Consider the following 16,975-nt stretch of genomic DNA (forward strand, 5'->3'; position numbering starts at 1 on the left):
TATCTCGATCATTGCCAACATCGATTGGTCTTGCTTGATAGTTTTCGCCAAACTGCCAACTCCTTTCGATTCCAGCAGGAGCCCTCCATGGCCGAACTGATCCGCCAAGTCCGCCCCGTCTGGGCCCAGGTGCAGCAACTGGAGCTGCCGGTGCCGCCGCACGCCTTGCGCAACGCCCTGCTCGCCCTGGGCACGGGTTTGTTGTTGATGGCGGGCCTGGCCTCGCTCAGCACCTTCTGGGCGCCCACACGCGCCTGGTGGGATGCCGCCGAACACGGCAGCGCCATGGCAGCAGGTGTGCAGGCCTCGCTGCTGGCGGCCGTGGCCACGGCCGTGGGTGCCTTGCCGGTTTTCCTGGTGCAGCGCGTGAGCAAGTTGCAAGAGGCAGCGCTGATGTCGTTCTCGGCCGGCATCATGCTGGCCGCTGCGATCTTCGCGCTCTTGCTGCCCTCGCTCGACGCGGGGCAGGCGCTGTTCGGTGGAGGCACCAGCGCCGCTGCGCTCAGCGGGGTGGGCCTGGCGCTGGGCATGGGGCTCATGCTGGCTGTGGACCGCTTCACGCCGCACGAAAACGCCGTGCTCCCACCCGCCGCGCCAGGCCACGCCGTTGCCCACACCGCCAGCGCAGTGCAGGGCGCGAAGCTGATGGTGCTCGCCATCCTGATCCACAACGTGCCCGAAGGCCTGGCGGTGGGCGCGGCCTATGCAGGGCCGCAGGACGCAACGGGGGCGCAAGCGGGCGCCTCGGTGGCCCTGGCCATCGGCCTGCAGAACATGCCCGAGGGCCTGATCGTCGCGATGGCACTGCGCACGCTGGGACGCAGCGCGGCGCAGGCCTGGGGCGTGGCCGCGCTCACCGGCCTGGCCGAGCCGCTGGGCGCCATCGTGGGCCTTGCGGTGCTGGGCAGCGTGCCGGTGTTCTTCCCGCTCGGCCTGGCTCTGGCGGCCGGTGCCATGCTGTTCGTGGTAAGCCACGAGATCATTCCCGAGACGCACCGCAACGGCTTCGAGACCATGGCCACCGGCACCTTGCTGGCGGGCTTCATCTTCATGCTTCTGCTGAACGCAGCACTGGCCTGAGCAACGTCAGCGGCTCGGGCATGCGTTGAGCGCATGTTCGATCTTGAAGGCCTTGTCGGCGCCTGGATCGGGCATCAACGGCCCGTTCAGCTCAAGCCAGTAGCTCAGGGCCAGCTGGCGCAGTTGGGGGCTGTGGATCGCGAATGCCCCTTGACGTTCAAGTTCAAGAATCATCACTCGCATCGCGTCGAAGGCCTCTGTGCCCATCTGTTGAAAGCGCAACCGACCGCCACCGTGCTGCTCGTAGATGTGACGCTGCAGCTTGAGGTTCGACACCATCCATTCTGCAAACGACGGGTCTTCTGGTTCGTCGGCCTCCCCCCGGCACTTGCGGTACTCGCGGTCAATCTGCATGAACCGCTGGATCTCCTGCTTGGTCGGCTTCAGGCGCTGCTGATGTGGCTGCAAGTGGGCCCTGACGGCGGGAACCACGACGAGGTCGTGGAGGTGGGCGGCCCGCGTCTTATCGTCCGTTCCTTTCAATTGGCTCTCCAGCACGGGTTGGTGGCCCACGTGTCCGATGACGCGGTCCTGGGCAAGCGCACTGGTGAGCAGGAACAGAGACAGGCAAACAATGATGTGTTTCATGACAAGACTCCAAAAAGGTATCGGATCTGCATTCACGCATGGGGTCAGGGTCGGTACTCCCCCCGGTCTGCGGCGGTGACGGTGCGCTCGCCCGAGGTGCGCCGAGGTGCGGCGTAAGATGGCTCGCATGAGCGTTCACATCCGATTTATCGGCGGTGCCGTTACCGTCACCGGCTCGAAGCACCAGCACCTGGCGGCCTGAAACACCCGCACACACGGCCGAGGGAACGCGGCCGATCTTCACCACTCCCACACCGATGAAACCTCAAACCTCCCTGCTCCTGTGCGCAGCCTTGCTGGCCGCACCCGCATGGGCCCAGTCGCCCCCACCCGCCCCCACATCGGCCCCCAACCCCGAATTCGACAACTGCCTGAACACGCTGCGCGCACCGGCGCGCGCGGCCGGCGTGCGCGACGAGACCTTTGCGATGCACACGCAGAACCTCGCGCCCGACATGAGCGTCATCGACAAACTCAACTTCCAGCCCGAGTTCCGCACGGCCATCTGGGACTACCTGGCCGGCCTGGTGGACGAAGAACGTGTGGCAGAAGGCCGTGCCCTGCTGGAGCGCCACGCCGAGACACTGGCGCGGGTCAGCGACAAGTACGGCGTGGATCCGGCCACGGTGGTGGCGGTCTGGGGCGTGGAGAGCAACTTCGGCCAGACCTTTGGCAAATCGCCGCTGGTGCAATCGCTGGGCACGCTCTCGTGCTTCGGGCGGCGGCAGGCCTATTTCCGCACCGAGCTGTTTTCGGCGTTGCGCATCCTGCAGGCCGGCCACATTGCGCCCGAGCGTTTTGTCGGTTCGTGGGCCGGCGCCTTTGGCCACACGCAGTTCATGCCCAGCACCTTCGAGCGGCTGGCGGTGGACTTCGACGGCGACGGCAAGGCCGATCTGATGGACAGCACGAGCGACGCGCTGGCCTCGACCGCGAACTTCCTGGCCAAGGCGGGCTGGCAGACCGGCCAGCCCTGGGGTTTTGAAGTGAAGCTGCCCGAGGGCTTCAGCGCCGCGGGCGAAGGCCGCCGCACCAAACGCGGCATGAGCGAATGGGCCGCGCGCGGCCTCAAACGGGTTGACGGATCGCCCCTGCCCGCCACGGGCAGCGCCGGCCTCATGACCCCCGCCGGCCCGCAAGGCCCGGCCTTCCTGGTGCTGCGCAACTTCGACGCGATCTACGGTTACAACGCCGCAGAAAGCTACGGCCTGGCCATCGCGCACCTGTCGGACCGGCTGCGTGGTGGCGGCCCCTTCGCCACACCGTGGCCCACCGACGACCCGGGCATCTCACGCGCCGAGCGCCGCGAGGTGCAGACCCTGCTGATCGCGCGCGGCCACGACATCGGCGCGGTGGACGGCATGCTCGGCGACAAGAGCCGCGTGGCGATCCGCGCCGAGCAGGAACGACTGGGCCACGAGGCCAGCGGGCGCGCGGGGCAGAAGCTGCTGAAGGCCTTGCGCGGCGGTTGAGGTTCAGGCCCCGCCGCCATCGGCGCGCGCCAGGTTGCGGGCCAGGCGAACGTTCGCCGCGCGCATCCGTTCCTTGAGCGCGGGCGGCTCCAGCACATCGAAGTCCACGTCCAACGCCATGAGCCAGTAGACCAAGGCGTCCAACTGGTGGGCACCGCACAGCATGAGGCAGCGCGTGTCGTCGATGGGTTCAAGCGTGGCGGCCGAGTGCGCGATGCTGCGCGCCATCTCGGCGTGTGGCCGGTGCAGCACCACCCGCGCCTGCTCACCCGGCACGCCCAGGACCGAACGCGAGACGTAGGCGCGCAGGTCACCCGCCGGCGCGGCGCGCGGTGCGAAATGCGCACCGTTGCTCGGCGCGCCCTCCACGCGGTCGATGCGAAAAGTGCGCCAGTCGTCGCGCGCCGGGTCCCAGGCCACGAGGTACCAGCGGCTGCCGGTGTGCACCAGACCCTGCGGCTCCACCGTGCGCACCGAGCTCTGGCCGTGCATGTCGCGGTAGGCAAAGCCCACCTGCAACTGGTCGCGGCAGGCCGTGGCCAGCGTGGCCAGCACACCGGCGTCGATGGTGGGCCCCATGCGCTGCATCGGCAGGATGGCCGAGCGCAGCGCATGGGTGCGGCGGCGCAAGCGGGTGGGCATCACCTGTTCGAGCTTCACCAGCGCGCGCAGCGAGCTTTCTTCGACTCCGCTCACGGTGCCTGCGGCCGCAATTTGCAACGCGATGGCCACCGCCAGCGCCTCTTCGTCGTCGAGCATCAGAGGCGGCAACGATTGCCCCGCGCGGAACGCGTAGCCCCCCGCCACGCCACTGCTCGCGTGAACCGGGTAGCCGAGTTGGCGCAGCCGGTCGATGTCGCGGCGCAGGGTGCGTGGGTGCACCTCCAGCCGCTCGGCCAGTTCGGGGCCCGCCCAATGGCTGCGGGTCTGCAGCAGCGACAGCACCCGCAGCAAGCGTGAAGATGAAGAAAGCATGGTCGGACTCTACCCCTTGTCGAGGGCAGAATGTGTCCGCAATGAGCGCGACATTGCAGACACGGGATCGACGCGGTGTCGAACCGGCCTTCAACCCTTTCAAGGAGCCCCTCATGTCCAGCATCGTTCTCTACTGGCACCCCATGTCCAGCGCCACACCCGTCGCCTGCGCCCTCGCCGAACTCGGCGTACCGCACGAACGCGTCAAGGTCGACATCACCACCGGCGAACAGCGCCGGCCCGACTTCCTCGCGCTCAACCCCAACGGCAAGGTGCCCACGCTGACGGTGGACGGCGCGCCGATGTTCGAGGCGCTGGCGATCGAGATCTGGCTGGGCGAGCAGTACGGCGTGAAGAGTGGCCTGTGGCCGGCAACCGGCACGCCCGCACACCTGCAGGCGGTCTCGTGGAGCACCTGGTCATACGTGACCTACGGCGCACAGCTCGTGCGCCTACAGGCCGCGAGCGACCTGGGCACACCCGACGATGCCCACGGCACCGCGGCGCGCAAGAGCCTTGATGAACTGCTGGCCCTGCTCGATGCCCGCCTGAGCCAGCAGCCCTGGATGCTGGGCGAAGCGTACTCGCTGGTGGACCTGATCGTGGGCTCGGTGATCGGCTACAGCGCCTACATCGGCGCGCCGGTGGCTGCGCACCCGACGACGCTGGCCTGGCTGCAAAAGGTGCAGGCGCGCCCCTCGATGCAAATTCAGGCGTGACGCCCTACCGCCGAACAACGCCCCCGGAGCGAAGCGCCTTCGACCAGAGCACTCACGGAACCGGCTTCGCCGGGCCGTAGAGAGCGCCCCCCTTGAGGGGGGACGCGCGCAGCGCGGCGGGGGTGCTCACAACCTCACCGCTGTGCCGCTCACGGCAACCATCATCATCCCGTTGGTCTCGCCAAGCACTTCGTAATCGAAGTCGATGCCGATCACGCCGTTGGCGCCCATCTCGCGGGCGGCTTCGATGAGGTCTTCCACCGCCGCGTCGCGCGCACCCGAGAGTGCCCGCTCGTAGCCACCAGCACGCCCGCCCACCACGTCGCGCACGGACGAGAACATGTCTCGAAAAATGTTGGCACCGATGATCGCTTCGCCATTGACCACGCCCACGTACTGCGAGCGCTCAATGCCCTCGGGCGTGGTGGTGCTGAGGAAGAAGCCGTCTTTCGCTTTGGAGAACCAGCCCATGTGAACACTCCCGCTGACGCACCGCCCGGCGGGTGCCCGGGCATTGTGCCTGCTGCCCCGCGCGACGGTGTGCAACTCCAGAACAGGGGAGCAAGCGCATGGCTCAGGCGCCGCAGCGACAAGCACGACATCAGACCGGCAACGACGGGCCAGCACAACCACAGGAACCGCGCATCCCACTCGCCGAATGCCGATGCCGTCATGACAACCATGCCCGCCAGGGCAATGTTCAGGCCCAGGGCTGTTGCCAGCAGTTCGAAACGGGCGGCTCTGGAAGGGTTCCTGCGGGTGTGCATCAGCGCCTCACTTCCAGAACCATGTTGAAGGGTGTCTCGGCGGCACGCCGAAAGCGCGTGAACCCCGCCCGGCGAAACACCTCCGCCAGACGCGATTCGCCAGCTTGTGCCCCGAGCACGAGCTTGCCGCCCTCGGAGATGGCGTGGGCGCAGCACAGCACCGAGGAAGCGGCGTAGTAGAGGCGCCCCACCGGCGAGATGTTGTCCTCCACCCGGTCGCTGGCGAGCGGCTCGATCAGCATCACCGTGCCGTCGGGTGCCAGCACCTCGGCCGCATGCCGCGCCGCCGCGACCGGGTCCCCCATGTCGTGCAGCGTGTCGAAGAAGCAGATGAGGCCGTACTGCCTGTCCGGGTAGTTGACGGCACTCGCCACGTCAAAGCTCACTTGCTGCGACAGGCCAGCCTCCGTCACGTGGCGCCTGGCCTCGGCGATCGACAACGCATGCGTGTCGATGCCGTGAAAACGCGACTTGGGAAAAGCCTGTGCCATCAGCACCGTCGAGTGACCGTGGCCACAGCCCACGTCGGCGACCTCGATGCCGGCCTCGAGCCTGGCCACCACGCCGTCCAGAGCGGGCAGCCACTCCGGCACAAGGCTGGCCCGGTAGCCGTTGCGGTAGAAAGCCGCCACGCCGCAAACCATGCGCTCGGCGTGATCGCCCCAGGCAACACCCTCGCCGGTGCGAAAAGCGTGGATGGCCTTGTTCTCGTCAGCCCACATCGATGCCGGCACGTTCCACGCGTAGGGGATGTAGGCAGGGCTGTCCTCGTCGGCCAGCACCATCGCCTGCTCGGGCGTGAGCTCGTAGGTTTCGCTCCTGGCGTGGTATTCAACGTAGCCGCCCGCGGCTTGCGCATTCAGCCACTCACGCACGTAGCGCTCGGCACAACCGGCGCGCGCCGCCAGTTCCTTGGGGCTGATCGGGCCTGCCCCGGCCATGGCCTTGTACAGGCCGAGCCTGGTGCCCAGGCTGACCATCACACCGGCGTAGCCAGCCGACAGGTCGCCGACGGCGCGCATGAAGAAGGCTTCGAGCTTCACTGAATCGATCACGGGTGTGTCCATGGCTTTCGTCGGCAGGTGCGCGTGCGACGCGGCGCTCATCGAGCGGCTCCCACCGGGCCGAGCATGTCCCGAGCCGCCTGCTGGCCGATCTGCTCGCCCAGCTGCAGCCCCGCGGTGGTGGCGAAACGGAAATGCAGGCCGGCACGCACCCGCGAGTCAGCGTTTTCCTTCGCGGCCTCGCTGAAGCTCGCGAATGTGCGCGCGGGGGCATCGGGCAGCGCGCTGGGTGAAGCCATCGTGAACGTCACACGGTCTCCTCCAAACGCGTGCGCCAGCGCCACGGCGGCCGCCGCACCGAGCGCGCTGTGCGTGGACGGATGGTCCTGGACCGGTGGCGTGGTCAGCATGGGCACCCAGTGGGCGGCGGCGGTGGTGGCCGGGTTGCCGTCGGCGTCCGCCTGCTGGATCGCCGTGACCGGGCGCCACAGGTTGTAGTGCATCTTGGAGTCCCATCCCGCGATGTAGGCATCGGCCATCACGGCGTTGAGCAGCGCGAAGGTGCGTGCGCGCTGCCACAGATCCTGCGGTTTGTCACGGGCCACAGCGCGGGCAATGCGGTTCCAGCCGCTGTCGGAGAACTCGTACCAGTAGGCGGCGTACTGCGTCTGATCGGTGCTGCGCCGGGCATTGGCGGCCTTGCTGCCGGTGGCCTTCACTTCGTTGAAATCGGTGGCGTAGGCCGCGCTGGCCAAGGCCGGTGGTGCGGCCACGCGGAACTGTTGCGGCGAGCGCATCGTGAAAGGTTTGACGGCGCGCCAATGCGGTGCCGCCACAAAATCGAAGCCGGGCACAAACCGGTATTCGCCGGGGCGCGTGCCCGGCCGGTAGGCTTCGTCGGCCTGGCTGCCGTCGTCGGCGCGCCGGACGAGCATCGCGGCCGCGGCTTCGGCGCCCAGCCTCTTGCCTTCACCGACGGCGGCACCGATGCCCGCGTCGTGCAGCGAGGCGTCGAGCGTGGCGCGCAGCATCTCCTTCTGCTTGGGGAACAGGGCGGCGAGCACGTCGTGTGCGGCCACGGCGGCGGCCACGGCCGCGTCAGCCGGGGTCTTGCCTGCGGGCGTCCGGGGCTGGTAGGCGTAGGCGCGGTAGCGCGGCTGCGTGGCGTTCACCGCGTCGTGCATTGCGAGGTGCACCATCGCCAGGATGCGCGAGGCAGCCACGGGGTCCTGGTAGCCGGTGGCTGCCTTGATGACCTGGTGGGTCTGCTGGTTCCAGTCAATGACGATCTGATCGCAACGGTCGGCGCACCAGGTCTTGGCGGGTTCGGCGGCCTGTGAGGTCGCAGCCAGCGTGGCGAAAGCGGTCGCCGTGAGCCAGCTTGCTGCGTGGAACCGGGAGGGGTGGGACATGGTGTTTCTCCAGTGAAGATGCGTTGTTGGTGAGGGGTTCATGATCGATTTGCGGCGGTGTTGGGAACAGAGCCGGAATCACCCAGGAAAGGGCTGTTCGTGCCAGTTCGGGCATTCGCTGCGGCAACGAGTACGCGACCTGCGAACAACCTCCAGAGGGTCAACACGGTGGTGAGCAAGGTGCCCGCGCTGAGGCCGATCCAGACCCCGGTGATCCCCAGGCCCTGGACCTCGCAGAGGTAGATGGCGATGGGCGCGCCCACGGCCCAGTGCCCGATCAGCCCGTACACCATCGGGGCGCGGGTGAGCTTGCGTCCGCGCAGCAGGCCCGCCGCGGCCGAGCCGGGCCCGACGATGAGCTCCATGACGCCCAGCAGGATCAGCAGCCCCGCAGCAAGACCGGCCGCGGCGATCCCCGCCGCGCTGCTGTCGAAGAAGCCGTGCGCCAACGGCCCGGCACCGATCACCAACGCGAGGCAGATGACAAGGCCGAAGCCAAGCGACAGCACGAGGCTGCTCAAGGTGACGGCGCGCTGCATGGCCAGGTCGCCCAGCGTGTGCGCCCGCGCCATGCGCACCATCGAGGCCTGCAGCAGCGCCGCCGGCACGGCATAGGCCACGCCCGCTGTCCTCAGCGTCAGCGTGTGGGCTGCCACGTCCGCTGCGCTCAGCGTCGCTGCATAGATCGTTGCGCCCAGGAAGATGCCCACCTCGGCCACCGTTGCGATGCCGATGGGCAAGCCGACGCGCAGCACGGCCGCCATGCCGGCCCAGTCGACCCATGGGCTCGACGAAAGCAGGCTGTATCGCCCGGTGGCGTTGCGTGCGACCAGCACAAGAATCACCAGGCTGGCAGTCGCCACGATGAGCGTGGAGTAGCCCGCTCCTGCCGGCCCGAAGGCCGGGATCGGGCCCGCACCCACCATCAGCACCCAGTTCAACGCGGCGTTCAGCGGCAGCATGGCGAGCGTGACCTTCAGGAACACCTTGGGCTTCTCCGCCGCGGTCAGGATCGTGCGGTAGAGCATCACCCCCAGCATCGGCAGCAGGGTCAGGGCCATGGCGCGCGTGTAGCCACGGCCTTCGTGCAGCAGCGCGGGGTCAAGCCCGAGCAACGAGAGCCAGTCGGGCGAAGTCCAGACCAGCGGCACGAGCAGCACGCCCAGCCCCAGCACGACCATGCGGCCGATGCGCTCGACGCGCAGCCGCTCGATCAGGTCGACCCGCACCACGGCCGCGGTGTAGAAAGGCACGAGGCCACCGAGCACGCCAGCGCCCAGGTAGAAGAGGATGGAGTAGAGGTCGCTGCCGACAGCCACCGCGGCCAGCGCCTGCGCACCGAAGAGCGCAGAGACCATCGCGGTGTCGGTGATGCTCATGCCCATGTTGACCAACGCGATCAACATGATGGGCGCGGCCAGGCGCAAGAGAGATTGCCCCTCCTCGACCATGAGGCGAGGCGCGGCGCGCTGGGCAAGCGTGGCTGAATGTGCGGTGTGCGTGTGAGAGATGGACATGTTGAATTCCCTGTGTGGTGTCAGAAGCGCAGCGCCGCTCGCGGGGAGCGGCGCACGGTGAGGATTCACACGCTTATGATCAAAGTGCGGGCGCGCAGGGAACAGAGCCGGAACCGCTCGGGAACGGGTCGTTCATGCCACTTCAGGAGGACTTCGAACCATGTTGGCCAAGCCCAAGACCCACGCCGGACTGGGTCCGATTCACGTCAGCCTCGTGGCCGTGCCCGATGCGGTGGCCTCCACGCTCTTCGGCATCTTCGATGTGATGAACGCCTTCACGCTGATGCGCATGTCCAGCGAAGGCAAGCGCCCGCCGTTTCAGGTGGAGATCGTGGGCGAAGCCGCGGGGCCCCTGGCACTGGCCAGTGGCGTTCCCATCACGGTGCAACGCTCGGTTGCCGACGTCGAGACCACCGACATCGTCATCGTCCCGTCCATCCTGCTGAAGGCAGACGGCTGGCACAAGGACCGTTATCCCGCTCTGGTCGCCTGGCTGCACCGCATGAATGACCGTGGCGCGCTGCTGGGCTCGGCCTGCTCGGGCATCTTCCTGCTGGCCGAGACGGGCCTCTTCGACGGCAAGGACGCCACGGTGCACTACGGCTATGCGCCCGCGTTCACAGCGGCCTTTCCGGCCGTTTCGGTGCACCCGGAGCGGGTGCTCGTGATCTCGGGTCTGCACGACGATCTGGTGAGCTCGGGGGCATCAACCACCTGGCACGACATGGTGCTGTACCTGATCGCCCGCTACCTGGGCGCCACCGATGCGCAAGAGGTCGCGCGCATGTTTGCGCTGCAGTGGCACCAGGATGGACTCACGCCGTTCATGGTGTTCGAAGGCAAGAGCGACCACGGCGACGCCGAGATCCAGAGCGCGCAGCAGTGGTTGGCGAAACACTTCTCGACCGCCAACCCGGTCGAGGAGATGATCAAACAATCGAAGCTGGCGGAACGCACGTTCAAGCGCCGTTTCACCGGGGCCACCGGGCTTGCCCCGATCTCGTATGTGCAGCGCCTGCGCATCGAGGATGCCAAGCGCCGGCTCGAACGCACCGACGCCTCGGTGGACGACATCAGCTGGCGCGTCGGCTACGAGGATTCGGCCTTCTTCCGGCGCCTGTTCAAGCGCACGACCGGGCTGGCGCCGGGCGCCTACCGCAAGCGTTTTCGGATTCCGGAGTTTGCGCGTCGCCAGTGATGTCGGGCGCGTGGTACCGTGCCCCACAATCCCAACGAAAGCCTCCCATGCCAGGCTACCAGGTCCGAACCGAGACGCTTCGCCTCGGCGGCGAAGACTGGCACATCCGTCGGCTCGTCGACGACCAGCAGTACAGCGACACCCACCACGCCGCCGCCGACATCGGCCTGCCCTCGGCCGGCTGGTCGCACTTCGGTCAGGTGTGGCCTTCTTCGCGCGTGCTCGCGCTCGCCATGCTCACGCAACCCCTGGCGGGACTGCGCGTGCTGGAGATCGGTGCGGGCCTGGCACTGGCCAGCCTGGTGATGCACCGGCGCGGTGCCAACGTGACCGTGAGCGACTGGCACCCGCTGACCGAAGAATTCCTCCAGCACAACCTCGCCCTCAACAGCCTGGGACCCCTGCCCTACCAGGCAGGCAACTGGGAGAGCGTGGCGGCCACCGACAACCCGGCATTGGGTCTGTTCGACCTGATCGTGGGCAGCGACCTGCTGTACGAGCGCCAGCAGCCGGCGCAGCTGGCCGCCTTCATCCACCGTCACGCGGCCGTGGGCGCGCAGATCGTGATCGTCGACCCCGACCGGGGCAACCGCGCCGCCTTTGGTCGCGACATGGGCATGCTGGGCTTCGAGATGACCATGCAGGCGGCTGATCGGCAGCTGGAGGACGGCACGGCCTACAAGGGACGGTTCCTGAGCTTCGTGCGCTGAAGCGGCGCCGAAATGCAAAAAGCCCGCAGTGCGGGCTTTTTGCATTTCAGCGAGGTCGGCCGCCTGGGCCGGCCCGATCAGCCGCCCTTCTTGGAGCGCTTGCCGGGGTTTTTCTTGCTGCGGGTTGCCACGCCACGCTCCAGGCTCACGCGCTGACCACGGCCAGGGGAGGTCAGGGACACGCCTGCGACGGGCGTGGGGCGGGGGGTGGCTTTGCGGTCGGCTTCGGTGACGATTTTGTTGCCCATGACTGGATCCTGAGAAAGTTGCAAAAGTGACGGAATGCGCTATTAGGCCACAAGGCTCCGCAGGCGTCAGGTGGCGTCGACCGCGTTCCAGGTGAAGGCGGAGTCGGTGGACAAGGCCTCGGGGCGGCGCACCGGCATCTGCCAGCCATGGCCGGGGTGGGTCTGTGCCGAAATGTCGATGCGTGGGGCGTGGGCCGTGACCGGGCCGAAGATGGTGGCAAATGACGCGTCGGCCGCGTCGCGCCCGGTACCGATGCGCACGAAACCCATGGGGATGGCGGTGCCCGAGGGATCGAACAGGTACCAGCGGTGGCCGAGGTAGGCCTCCACATAGGCGTGAAAGTCCGTCGGACCCAGGGCCGGGTCGGCTCCAAAGTCGATCGCGGTGGTGAAGCGCGCCGGGATGTTGAGCGCGCGGCAGAAGGTGATCATGAGGTGGGCAAAGTCTCTGCACACCCCTTTGTGGTCGTTGAGCGTGTCCAGCGCCGAGGTCATGGAGTTGCTGGTGTTCGACTCGAACTTCACCTGGCTCTGCACCCAGTCCCGGATCGCTTCCACGCGGCGGTATCCCGGCGGCATCTGGCCAAACAGGTCGTTGGCCATGGCGGTGACGCAGTCCGACTGGCAGTAGCGGCTGGGGTAGATGTAGGTCAGCACCTCGGCCGGCAGTTGGCTGATGGGCGTTTCGAACACGCTGTCGGGCTGGGCCACGTGGTGCACGATGTCCAGCGTGGCGCGGTAGCGCAGTTGCAGCGGGCCGGGGCTCGCGGTCAGGCGCAGGATGCGCGTGCGGGTCGCGGGATCGGTGTGCATGACCATGGGCACGGGCTGACTGACTTGCAGCTCTTCCCAGACCACGGTCTGCTGCGGCGAATGCGCGGCCTGCACGTTGAAGATGAAATCGCCGCTGGGCTGGTTGACCTCGTATTGCAGGTCGATGGCGAGGTGGATGCGAACCATGGAATCACCGTGAAGAAAAGAGTGGACGGGCCTGAGGCCTGTGGGACGGTGAAAAAAACGTCGCTTGATGCTACGCGCCCGAACCGGTGGCGTCTGTGCGCCATAACACCTTGCCCCGCCTCGCTGCCGGGCAAGGGCTTCCGCGTAAGCTTGAACGCCATGCGCGCGCTGCTCTCCACGTTCTCCTTGCAAGAGTTGCGCCACCACCCCTGGCGCAACGCCACGGCCGTGGTGGCGGTGATGCTGGGCGTGGCACTGGCGTTCGCGGTGCACCTCATCAACGCCTCGGCACTCGCGGAGTTCTCCAGCGCGGTGAGTTCGATCAACGGTCAACCCGACGTGGAGCTGCGCGCCCGCCAGGGTCTGCTGCCCGACACCCTGCTGGACCAGGTGGCCGCCCATCCCGAGGTAGCGCTGGCCAGCCCGGTGCTGGAGCTGCCCACCCAGGCCGTGCTGCCCGGTGGCGAACGCGTGGCCGTCAAGCTGCTGGGCGTGGACGCGCTGGTGGTGGCGGGCCTCTCGCCCGCGCTCATGCCGGTGCCCGAGACCACCCCACAAGACACCGCAGGACGGCGCTTCGATCTGTTCGCACCCGATGCGGTGTTTCTCAACGCCGCCGCGCAGCAAGCGCTGGGCAGCGCCCACACGCTGCAGTTGCAAAGCGGCCTTTCCCTGCGCAGCGTGCGTGTGGCCGGGCGGGTGAACGCACCGGGCGCACCGCTGTTGGTGATGGACGTGGCGGCCGCTCAGGTCTTGATGGACCGCGCGGGACAGCTCAGCAGAATCGACATGCGGCTGGCACCCGGTGCGCAAGCCGACGCGGTGCTGGCCTCGCTCGCCCTGCCCGCCTCGGTGATCGCTCAGCGACCCGAGCAGTCGGGCGAGCGGGTAGACAACCTGTCGCGCGCCTACCGGGTCAATCTCACCGTGCTGGCGCTGGTGGCGTTGTTCACCGGTGCCTTCCTCGTGTTCTCGGTGCTGTCGCTCTCGGTGGCGCGGCGCCAGCCGCAGTTCGCTTTGCTCGGCGTGCTGGGGCTCTCGGGCAACGAGCGCCTGCGCCTGGTGCTGGCCGAGTCGGCGCTGCTGGGCCTGCTGGGCAGTGCCCTCGGCGTTGTTCTGGGCACGGCGCTGGCGGCGCTCGCCCTGAGACTCCTCGGTGGTGATCTGGGCGGTGGTTATTTCTCCGGCGTGACGCCGCCCCTGCAATGGAACGCCTGGGCCGCCCTCGTGTACGGTGGCCTGGGTGTGGTGGCCTCGGTGGTGGGTGGCTGGTGGCCGGCGCGAGCCACAGCCCGCATGGCGCCTGCGCTGGCCTTGAAAGGCCTGGGTGCGCCGGTGCGCCCGGGCGCGCGCCGGCACACGTTGGCCTTGGCGCTGGTGGTGCTCGCGGCGGCCCTGGCCTGGGCGCCTCCGGTGGGGGGCATTCCACTGGCCGCCTATCTCTCGGTGGGGTTGCTGCTGGTGGGCGGCATTGCGGCGCTGCCGCTGGCCGTCGGTTGGCTGCTCGACCGCATCGCACCGCACATCGCCAGGCACGCGCTGCCGGTGCTGGCGGTGGAGCGCGCGCGCCGCCTGCGCGAGACCGCCGCCGTGGCCACCAGCGGGGTGGTGGCCAGCCTGGCCTTGTCGGTGGCGCTCACGGTGATGGTGGCGAGCTTCCGCGACTCGGTCACGCAGTGGCTCGACGCGGTGCTGCCCGCCCAGCTGTATGTGCGCAGCAGCGGGAGCACCGGCAACGACACGGCCCATCTGCCGTCGAATTTTGTGGCCGCGGTGGCACGCGTGGACGGCGTGGAGCGCATGGACACGCTGCGCGCCACGCCGGTGCAGCTGGACCCGGTGCGCCCGGCCGTGGTGCTGCTCTCGCGCCCGCTCAACATGGTGCCCGGCTCGGCGTTGAGCTTGCCGCTGGTGGGGAATCCGCTGCCCGCCCCGCCGGCGGCCGAGGGAGAAAGCGTCATCACCGTGTATGTGAGTGAAGCCATGGTGGACCTCTACGGCGCGCAACCTGGCGGCTGGCTGCCGGGTCTGGCGCAGGCTTTTGCAGGGTCGAAGGTGCGCGGGGTTCGCTTCTTCGTGGCGGGCGTGTGGCGCGACTACGCGCGCCAGCACGGCAGCGTGGCGATGGACCGCGACGACTTCGTGCGACTCACGGGGGATGCGCGCGTGAACGACCTCGCGTTGCACTTGACCGCAGGCGCGGACGAGAACGCGGTGCGCGAGCGCGTCCGCGCCCTGGCCTCCAGCGAGGGCGCGGGCGGCCTGATCGAATTCGCTTCGTCGGGCCAGATCCGCGCGGTGTCGCTGCGCATCTTTGATCGAAGCTTTGCCGTCACCGTGTGGCTGCAGGCGGTGGCCATCGGCATCGGCCTGTTCGGCGTGGCAGCGAGCTTCAGTGCGCAGGTGCTGGCGCGACGGCGCGAGTTCGGCCTGCTGGCGCACCTGGGCCTCACGCGCCAGCAGATCCTGGGCGTGGTCGCGCTCGAAGGCCTGGCCTGGACGCTGCTCGGCGCCCTCGCCGGCCTGGCGCTGGGCCTGGCGGTGAGCCTGGTGCTGGTGCACGTGGTGAACCCGCAGAGCTTTCACTGGACCATGGACCTGGTGCTGCCCTGGGCGCGGCTGCTCGCGCTGTGCGCGGCCGTGGTGGTGGCGGGCACGCTCACCGCGTGGCTGGCCGGGCAGGCGGCGGCGAGCCGCGACGCGGTGCGCGCGGTGAAGGAGGACTGGTGAACATGACAAAAGCAAACCCACCCGTTCAAGCTGTGCCCACCTCCGTTCGGGCTGAGCCTGTCGAAGCCCTCACACGACGCAGCTTGCTGCTTGCAACCGCTGGCGCCCTCGCCTTCCCCGCTTCCCATGCACAGACACCGCACCGCCCGGGCGACGCACTCCAACCGCGCCCGCTCGTGTTCCCGCGCGACCACGGCACGCACAACGACACCCGCACCGAGTGGTGGTACCTGACGGGCCACGCCAAGGACGAGAAGGGTCGCGAGTTCGGTTTCCAGGTCACGTTCTTCCGCAGCCGCGTCGACGGCACACAAAGCCTGCCCAGCCGCCTGGCGGCCAGACACCTGCTGTTCGCTCACGCCGCCATCACCGACGTGCAGGGCGGCAAGCTGCTGCACGACCAGCGCATCGCACGCTGGAACGGCGAGCCGCCCATCCACGCCGAGCGCGGCGTGTTCGCCAGCGAGGCCGACACCCGCGTGGTGCTGCGCGACTGGCACATCGAGCGCACACCGGACGGCCGCTACAACACGCGCATCGACGGCGGCGCGCTGAGCATCGACCTCACCGCGCAGCCGCTGCAGGCCTGGTTGCTGCAGGGCGACGAAGGGTTTTCTCGCAAGGGTCCAGACGCCTCACAAGCGAGCTTCTACGTGTCTCAGCCGCACCTGGCGGTACAAGGCACGCTGGGCATCGGCAGACAACGGTTTGAAGTGCAGGGCACCGCCTGGCTCGACCACGAATGGAGCGAAGCGCTGCTGCACCCCGAGGCCGTGGGCTGGGACTGGATCGGCATGAACCTGTTTGACGGCCACAGCGTGACCGCGTTTCAGCTGCGCCGCGCGGACGGCAGCAAGCTCTGGGCGGGTGGTTCGTTTCGGGCTGCGGGCAGCGCACAAAGCCCTACCGACATTGACCACTTCCGGCCAGGCGAAGTCGACTTCAAACCGCAGAGGTTCTGGACCAGCCCACTCACCCGGGCGAAGTACCCGGTGGAATGGCTGATCCGCACACCGGCCGATTTCTATACCGTCAAAGCGGTGATCGATCCACAGGAACTCGACAGCCGTCAGGGCACCGGGACGGTGTACTGGGAGGGCCTGTCGGACCTGTTTGACAGCAACGGCCTGCGCGTGGGGCGTGGCTATCTGGAGATGACGGGGTACGCGCAACGGCTGGTGTTGTGAGCCGCTGCGCGGCGGATCATCGTTGCGGAACGACGATGACCGTGCCGCCTTGGGGCACCGTGGTGCTGCCAGTGGCACCCGTGGCGCCCGTGTAGCCAGTGCTGCCGGTGGCGCCTGTAGCACCGGTGTAGCCCGTGCTGCCAGTGGCGCCCGTTGCGCCAGCACCACCTGTGGCACCCGTGTCACCGGTGTAGCCCGTGGCACCAGTGGCACCGGTGGCTCCGGGGGGACCCGCTGGGCCCATGGGTGCCGAAATGCAACCGGCGAGCGCGAGCGACAGCGCGCCAGCCAACAGCAGTTTTGAATGGTTCATGGTGATTCCTTTGTTTCATCCACCGAAAGGGTGGTGTGAACAAAGCTTAAGCAAGCCCCGGACGCGCGTCGGTACGTTGACGGACATAGACCAAC

16 protein-coding genes are annotated in these 16,975 nt (G+C 68.2%); 7 read left to right on the top strand and 9 right to left on the bottom strand.

The window, feature by feature from the left end; all coding sequences use genetic code 11:
* Positions 1-87 precede the first annotated feature (87 nt).
* Positions 88-1,080 (top strand): ZIP family metal transporter, encoded by a 993-nt coding sequence (locus IV113_RS02770; protein ID WP_291080573.1) that lies wholly within the window; start codon positions 88-90, stop codon positions 1,078-1,080.
* A 6-nt stretch (positions 1,081-1,086) separates the two neighbouring features.
* Here IV113_RS02770 and IV113_RS02775 read toward each other — a convergent pair whose 3' ends face one another.
* Positions 1,087-1,668, bottom strand: coding sequence for a hypothetical protein (locus tag IV113_RS02775; protein ID WP_291080575.1), 582 nt, complete (start codon positions 1,666-1,668; stop codon positions 1,087-1,089).
* A gap of 257 nt (positions 1,669-1,925) precedes the next feature.
* Here IV113_RS02775 and IV113_RS02780 point away from each other — a divergent pair, with 257 nt between their 5' ends.
* Entirely contained in the window at positions 1,926-3,140 is a 1,215-nt protein-coding gene (locus IV113_RS02780) for a lytic murein transglycosylase (protein WP_291080577.1), read from the top strand.
* Between the two features lie 3 nt (positions 3,141-3,143).
* On the opposite strand, the gene IV113_RS02785 is transcribed toward IV113_RS02780, so the two are convergent.
* Entirely contained in the window at positions 3,144-4,115 is a 972-nt protein-coding gene (locus IV113_RS02785) for a YafY family protein (RefSeq protein ID WP_291080579.1), read from the bottom strand.
* 113 nt (positions 4,116-4,228) lie between these two features.
* Between IV113_RS02785 and IV113_RS02790 the strand changes: the two genes are divergently transcribed.
* Entirely contained in the window at positions 4,229-4,834 is a 606-nt protein-coding gene (locus tag IV113_RS02790) for a glutathione S-transferase family protein (RefSeq protein ID WP_291080581.1), read from the top strand.
* Positions 4,835-4,960: 126 nt separating this feature from the next.
* Here the strand turns inward: IV113_RS02790 and IV113_RS02795 are convergent, their stop codons facing one another.
* The 4 genes from IV113_RS02795 to IV113_RS02810 all read right to left on the bottom strand — a co-directional run bounded on the left by IV113_RS02795 (position 4,961) and on the right by IV113_RS02810 (position 9,534).
* On the bottom strand, positions 4,961-5,305 hold the full coding sequence (locus tag IV113_RS02795; RefSeq protein WP_291080583.1) for a heavy metal-binding domain-containing protein: 345 nt from the start codon (positions 5,303-5,305) through the stop codon (positions 4,961-4,963).
* A 295-nt stretch (positions 5,306-5,600) separates the two neighbouring features.
* Positions 5,601-6,707, bottom strand: a complete 1,107-nt coding sequence (locus IV113_RS02800; protein WP_291080585.1) for a class I SAM-dependent methyltransferase — start codon at positions 6,705-6,707, stop codon at positions 5,601-5,603.
* On the bottom strand, positions 6,704-8,017 hold the full coding sequence (locus tag IV113_RS02805; RefSeq protein WP_291080587.1) for a vanadium-dependent haloperoxidase: 1,314 nt from the start codon (positions 8,015-8,017) through the stop codon (positions 6,704-6,706). Before IV113_RS02805 ends, IV113_RS02800 begins: the two co-directional genes overlap by 4 nt.
* 38 nt (positions 8,018-8,055) lie before the next feature.
* Positions 8,056-9,534 carry an MATE family efflux transporter gene (locus IV113_RS02810; RefSeq protein WP_291080589.1) on the bottom strand — a complete coding sequence of 493 codons (1,479 nt, stop codon included), beginning with the start codon at positions 9,532-9,534 and terminating at the stop codon, positions 8,056-8,058.
* 160 nt (positions 9,535-9,694) lie between these two features.
* Here IV113_RS02810 and IV113_RS02815 point away from each other — a divergent pair, with 160 nt between their 5' ends.
* Together IV113_RS02815 and IV113_RS02820 are read left to right on the top strand one after the other, a co-directional pair.
* A complete protein-coding gene (locus IV113_RS02815; RefSeq protein WP_291080591.1) occupies positions 9,695-10,732 on the top strand; it encodes a helix-turn-helix domain-containing protein in 1,038 nt (345 codons plus the stop codon).
* A 47-nt stretch (positions 10,733-10,779) separates the two neighbouring features.
* A complete protein-coding gene (locus IV113_RS02820; RefSeq protein ID WP_291080593.1) occupies positions 10,780-11,442 on the top strand; it encodes a methyltransferase domain-containing protein in 663 nt (220 codons plus the stop codon).
* A 77-nt stretch (positions 11,443-11,519) separates the two neighbouring features.
* Here the strand turns inward: IV113_RS02820 and IV113_RS02825 are convergent, their stop codons facing one another.
* Positions 11,520-11,690 (bottom strand): hypothetical protein, encoded by a 171-nt coding sequence (locus IV113_RS02825; RefSeq protein ID WP_172823098.1) that lies wholly within the window; start codon positions 11,688-11,690, stop codon positions 11,520-11,522.
* A gap of 66 nt (positions 11,691-11,756) precedes the next feature.
* Complete coding sequence (locus tag IV113_RS02830; protein ID WP_291080597.1) at positions 11,757-12,650, bottom strand: transglutaminase family protein; 894 nt, start codon at positions 12,648-12,650, stop codon at positions 11,757-11,759.
* 159 nt (positions 12,651-12,809) lie between these two features.
* Between IV113_RS02830 and IV113_RS02835 the strand changes: the two genes are divergently transcribed.
* Positions 12,810-15,380 (top strand): ABC transporter permease, encoded by a 2,571-nt coding sequence (locus tag IV113_RS02835; protein ID WP_291080599.1) that lies wholly within the window; start codon positions 12,810-12,812, stop codon positions 15,378-15,380.
* 2 nt (positions 15,381-15,382) lie between these two features.
* Entirely contained in the window at positions 15,383-16,567 is a 1,185-nt protein-coding gene (locus IV113_RS02840; RefSeq protein ID WP_291080601.1) for a carotenoid 1,2-hydratase, read from the top strand.
* Positions 16,568-16,583: 16 nt separating this feature from the next.
* Here the strand turns inward: IV113_RS02840 and IV113_RS02845 are convergent, their stop codons facing one another.
* Entirely contained in the window at positions 16,584-16,880 is a 297-nt protein-coding gene (locus IV113_RS02845; protein WP_291080603.1) for a hypothetical protein, read from the bottom strand.
* Between the last annotated feature and the right edge of the window lie 95 nt (positions 16,881-16,975).

This window comes from Hydrogenophaga sp., assembly GCF_018780385.1.
Classification (GTDB): Bacteria; Pseudomonadota; Gammaproteobacteria; order Burkholderiales; family Burkholderiaceae_C; genus Hydrogenophaga.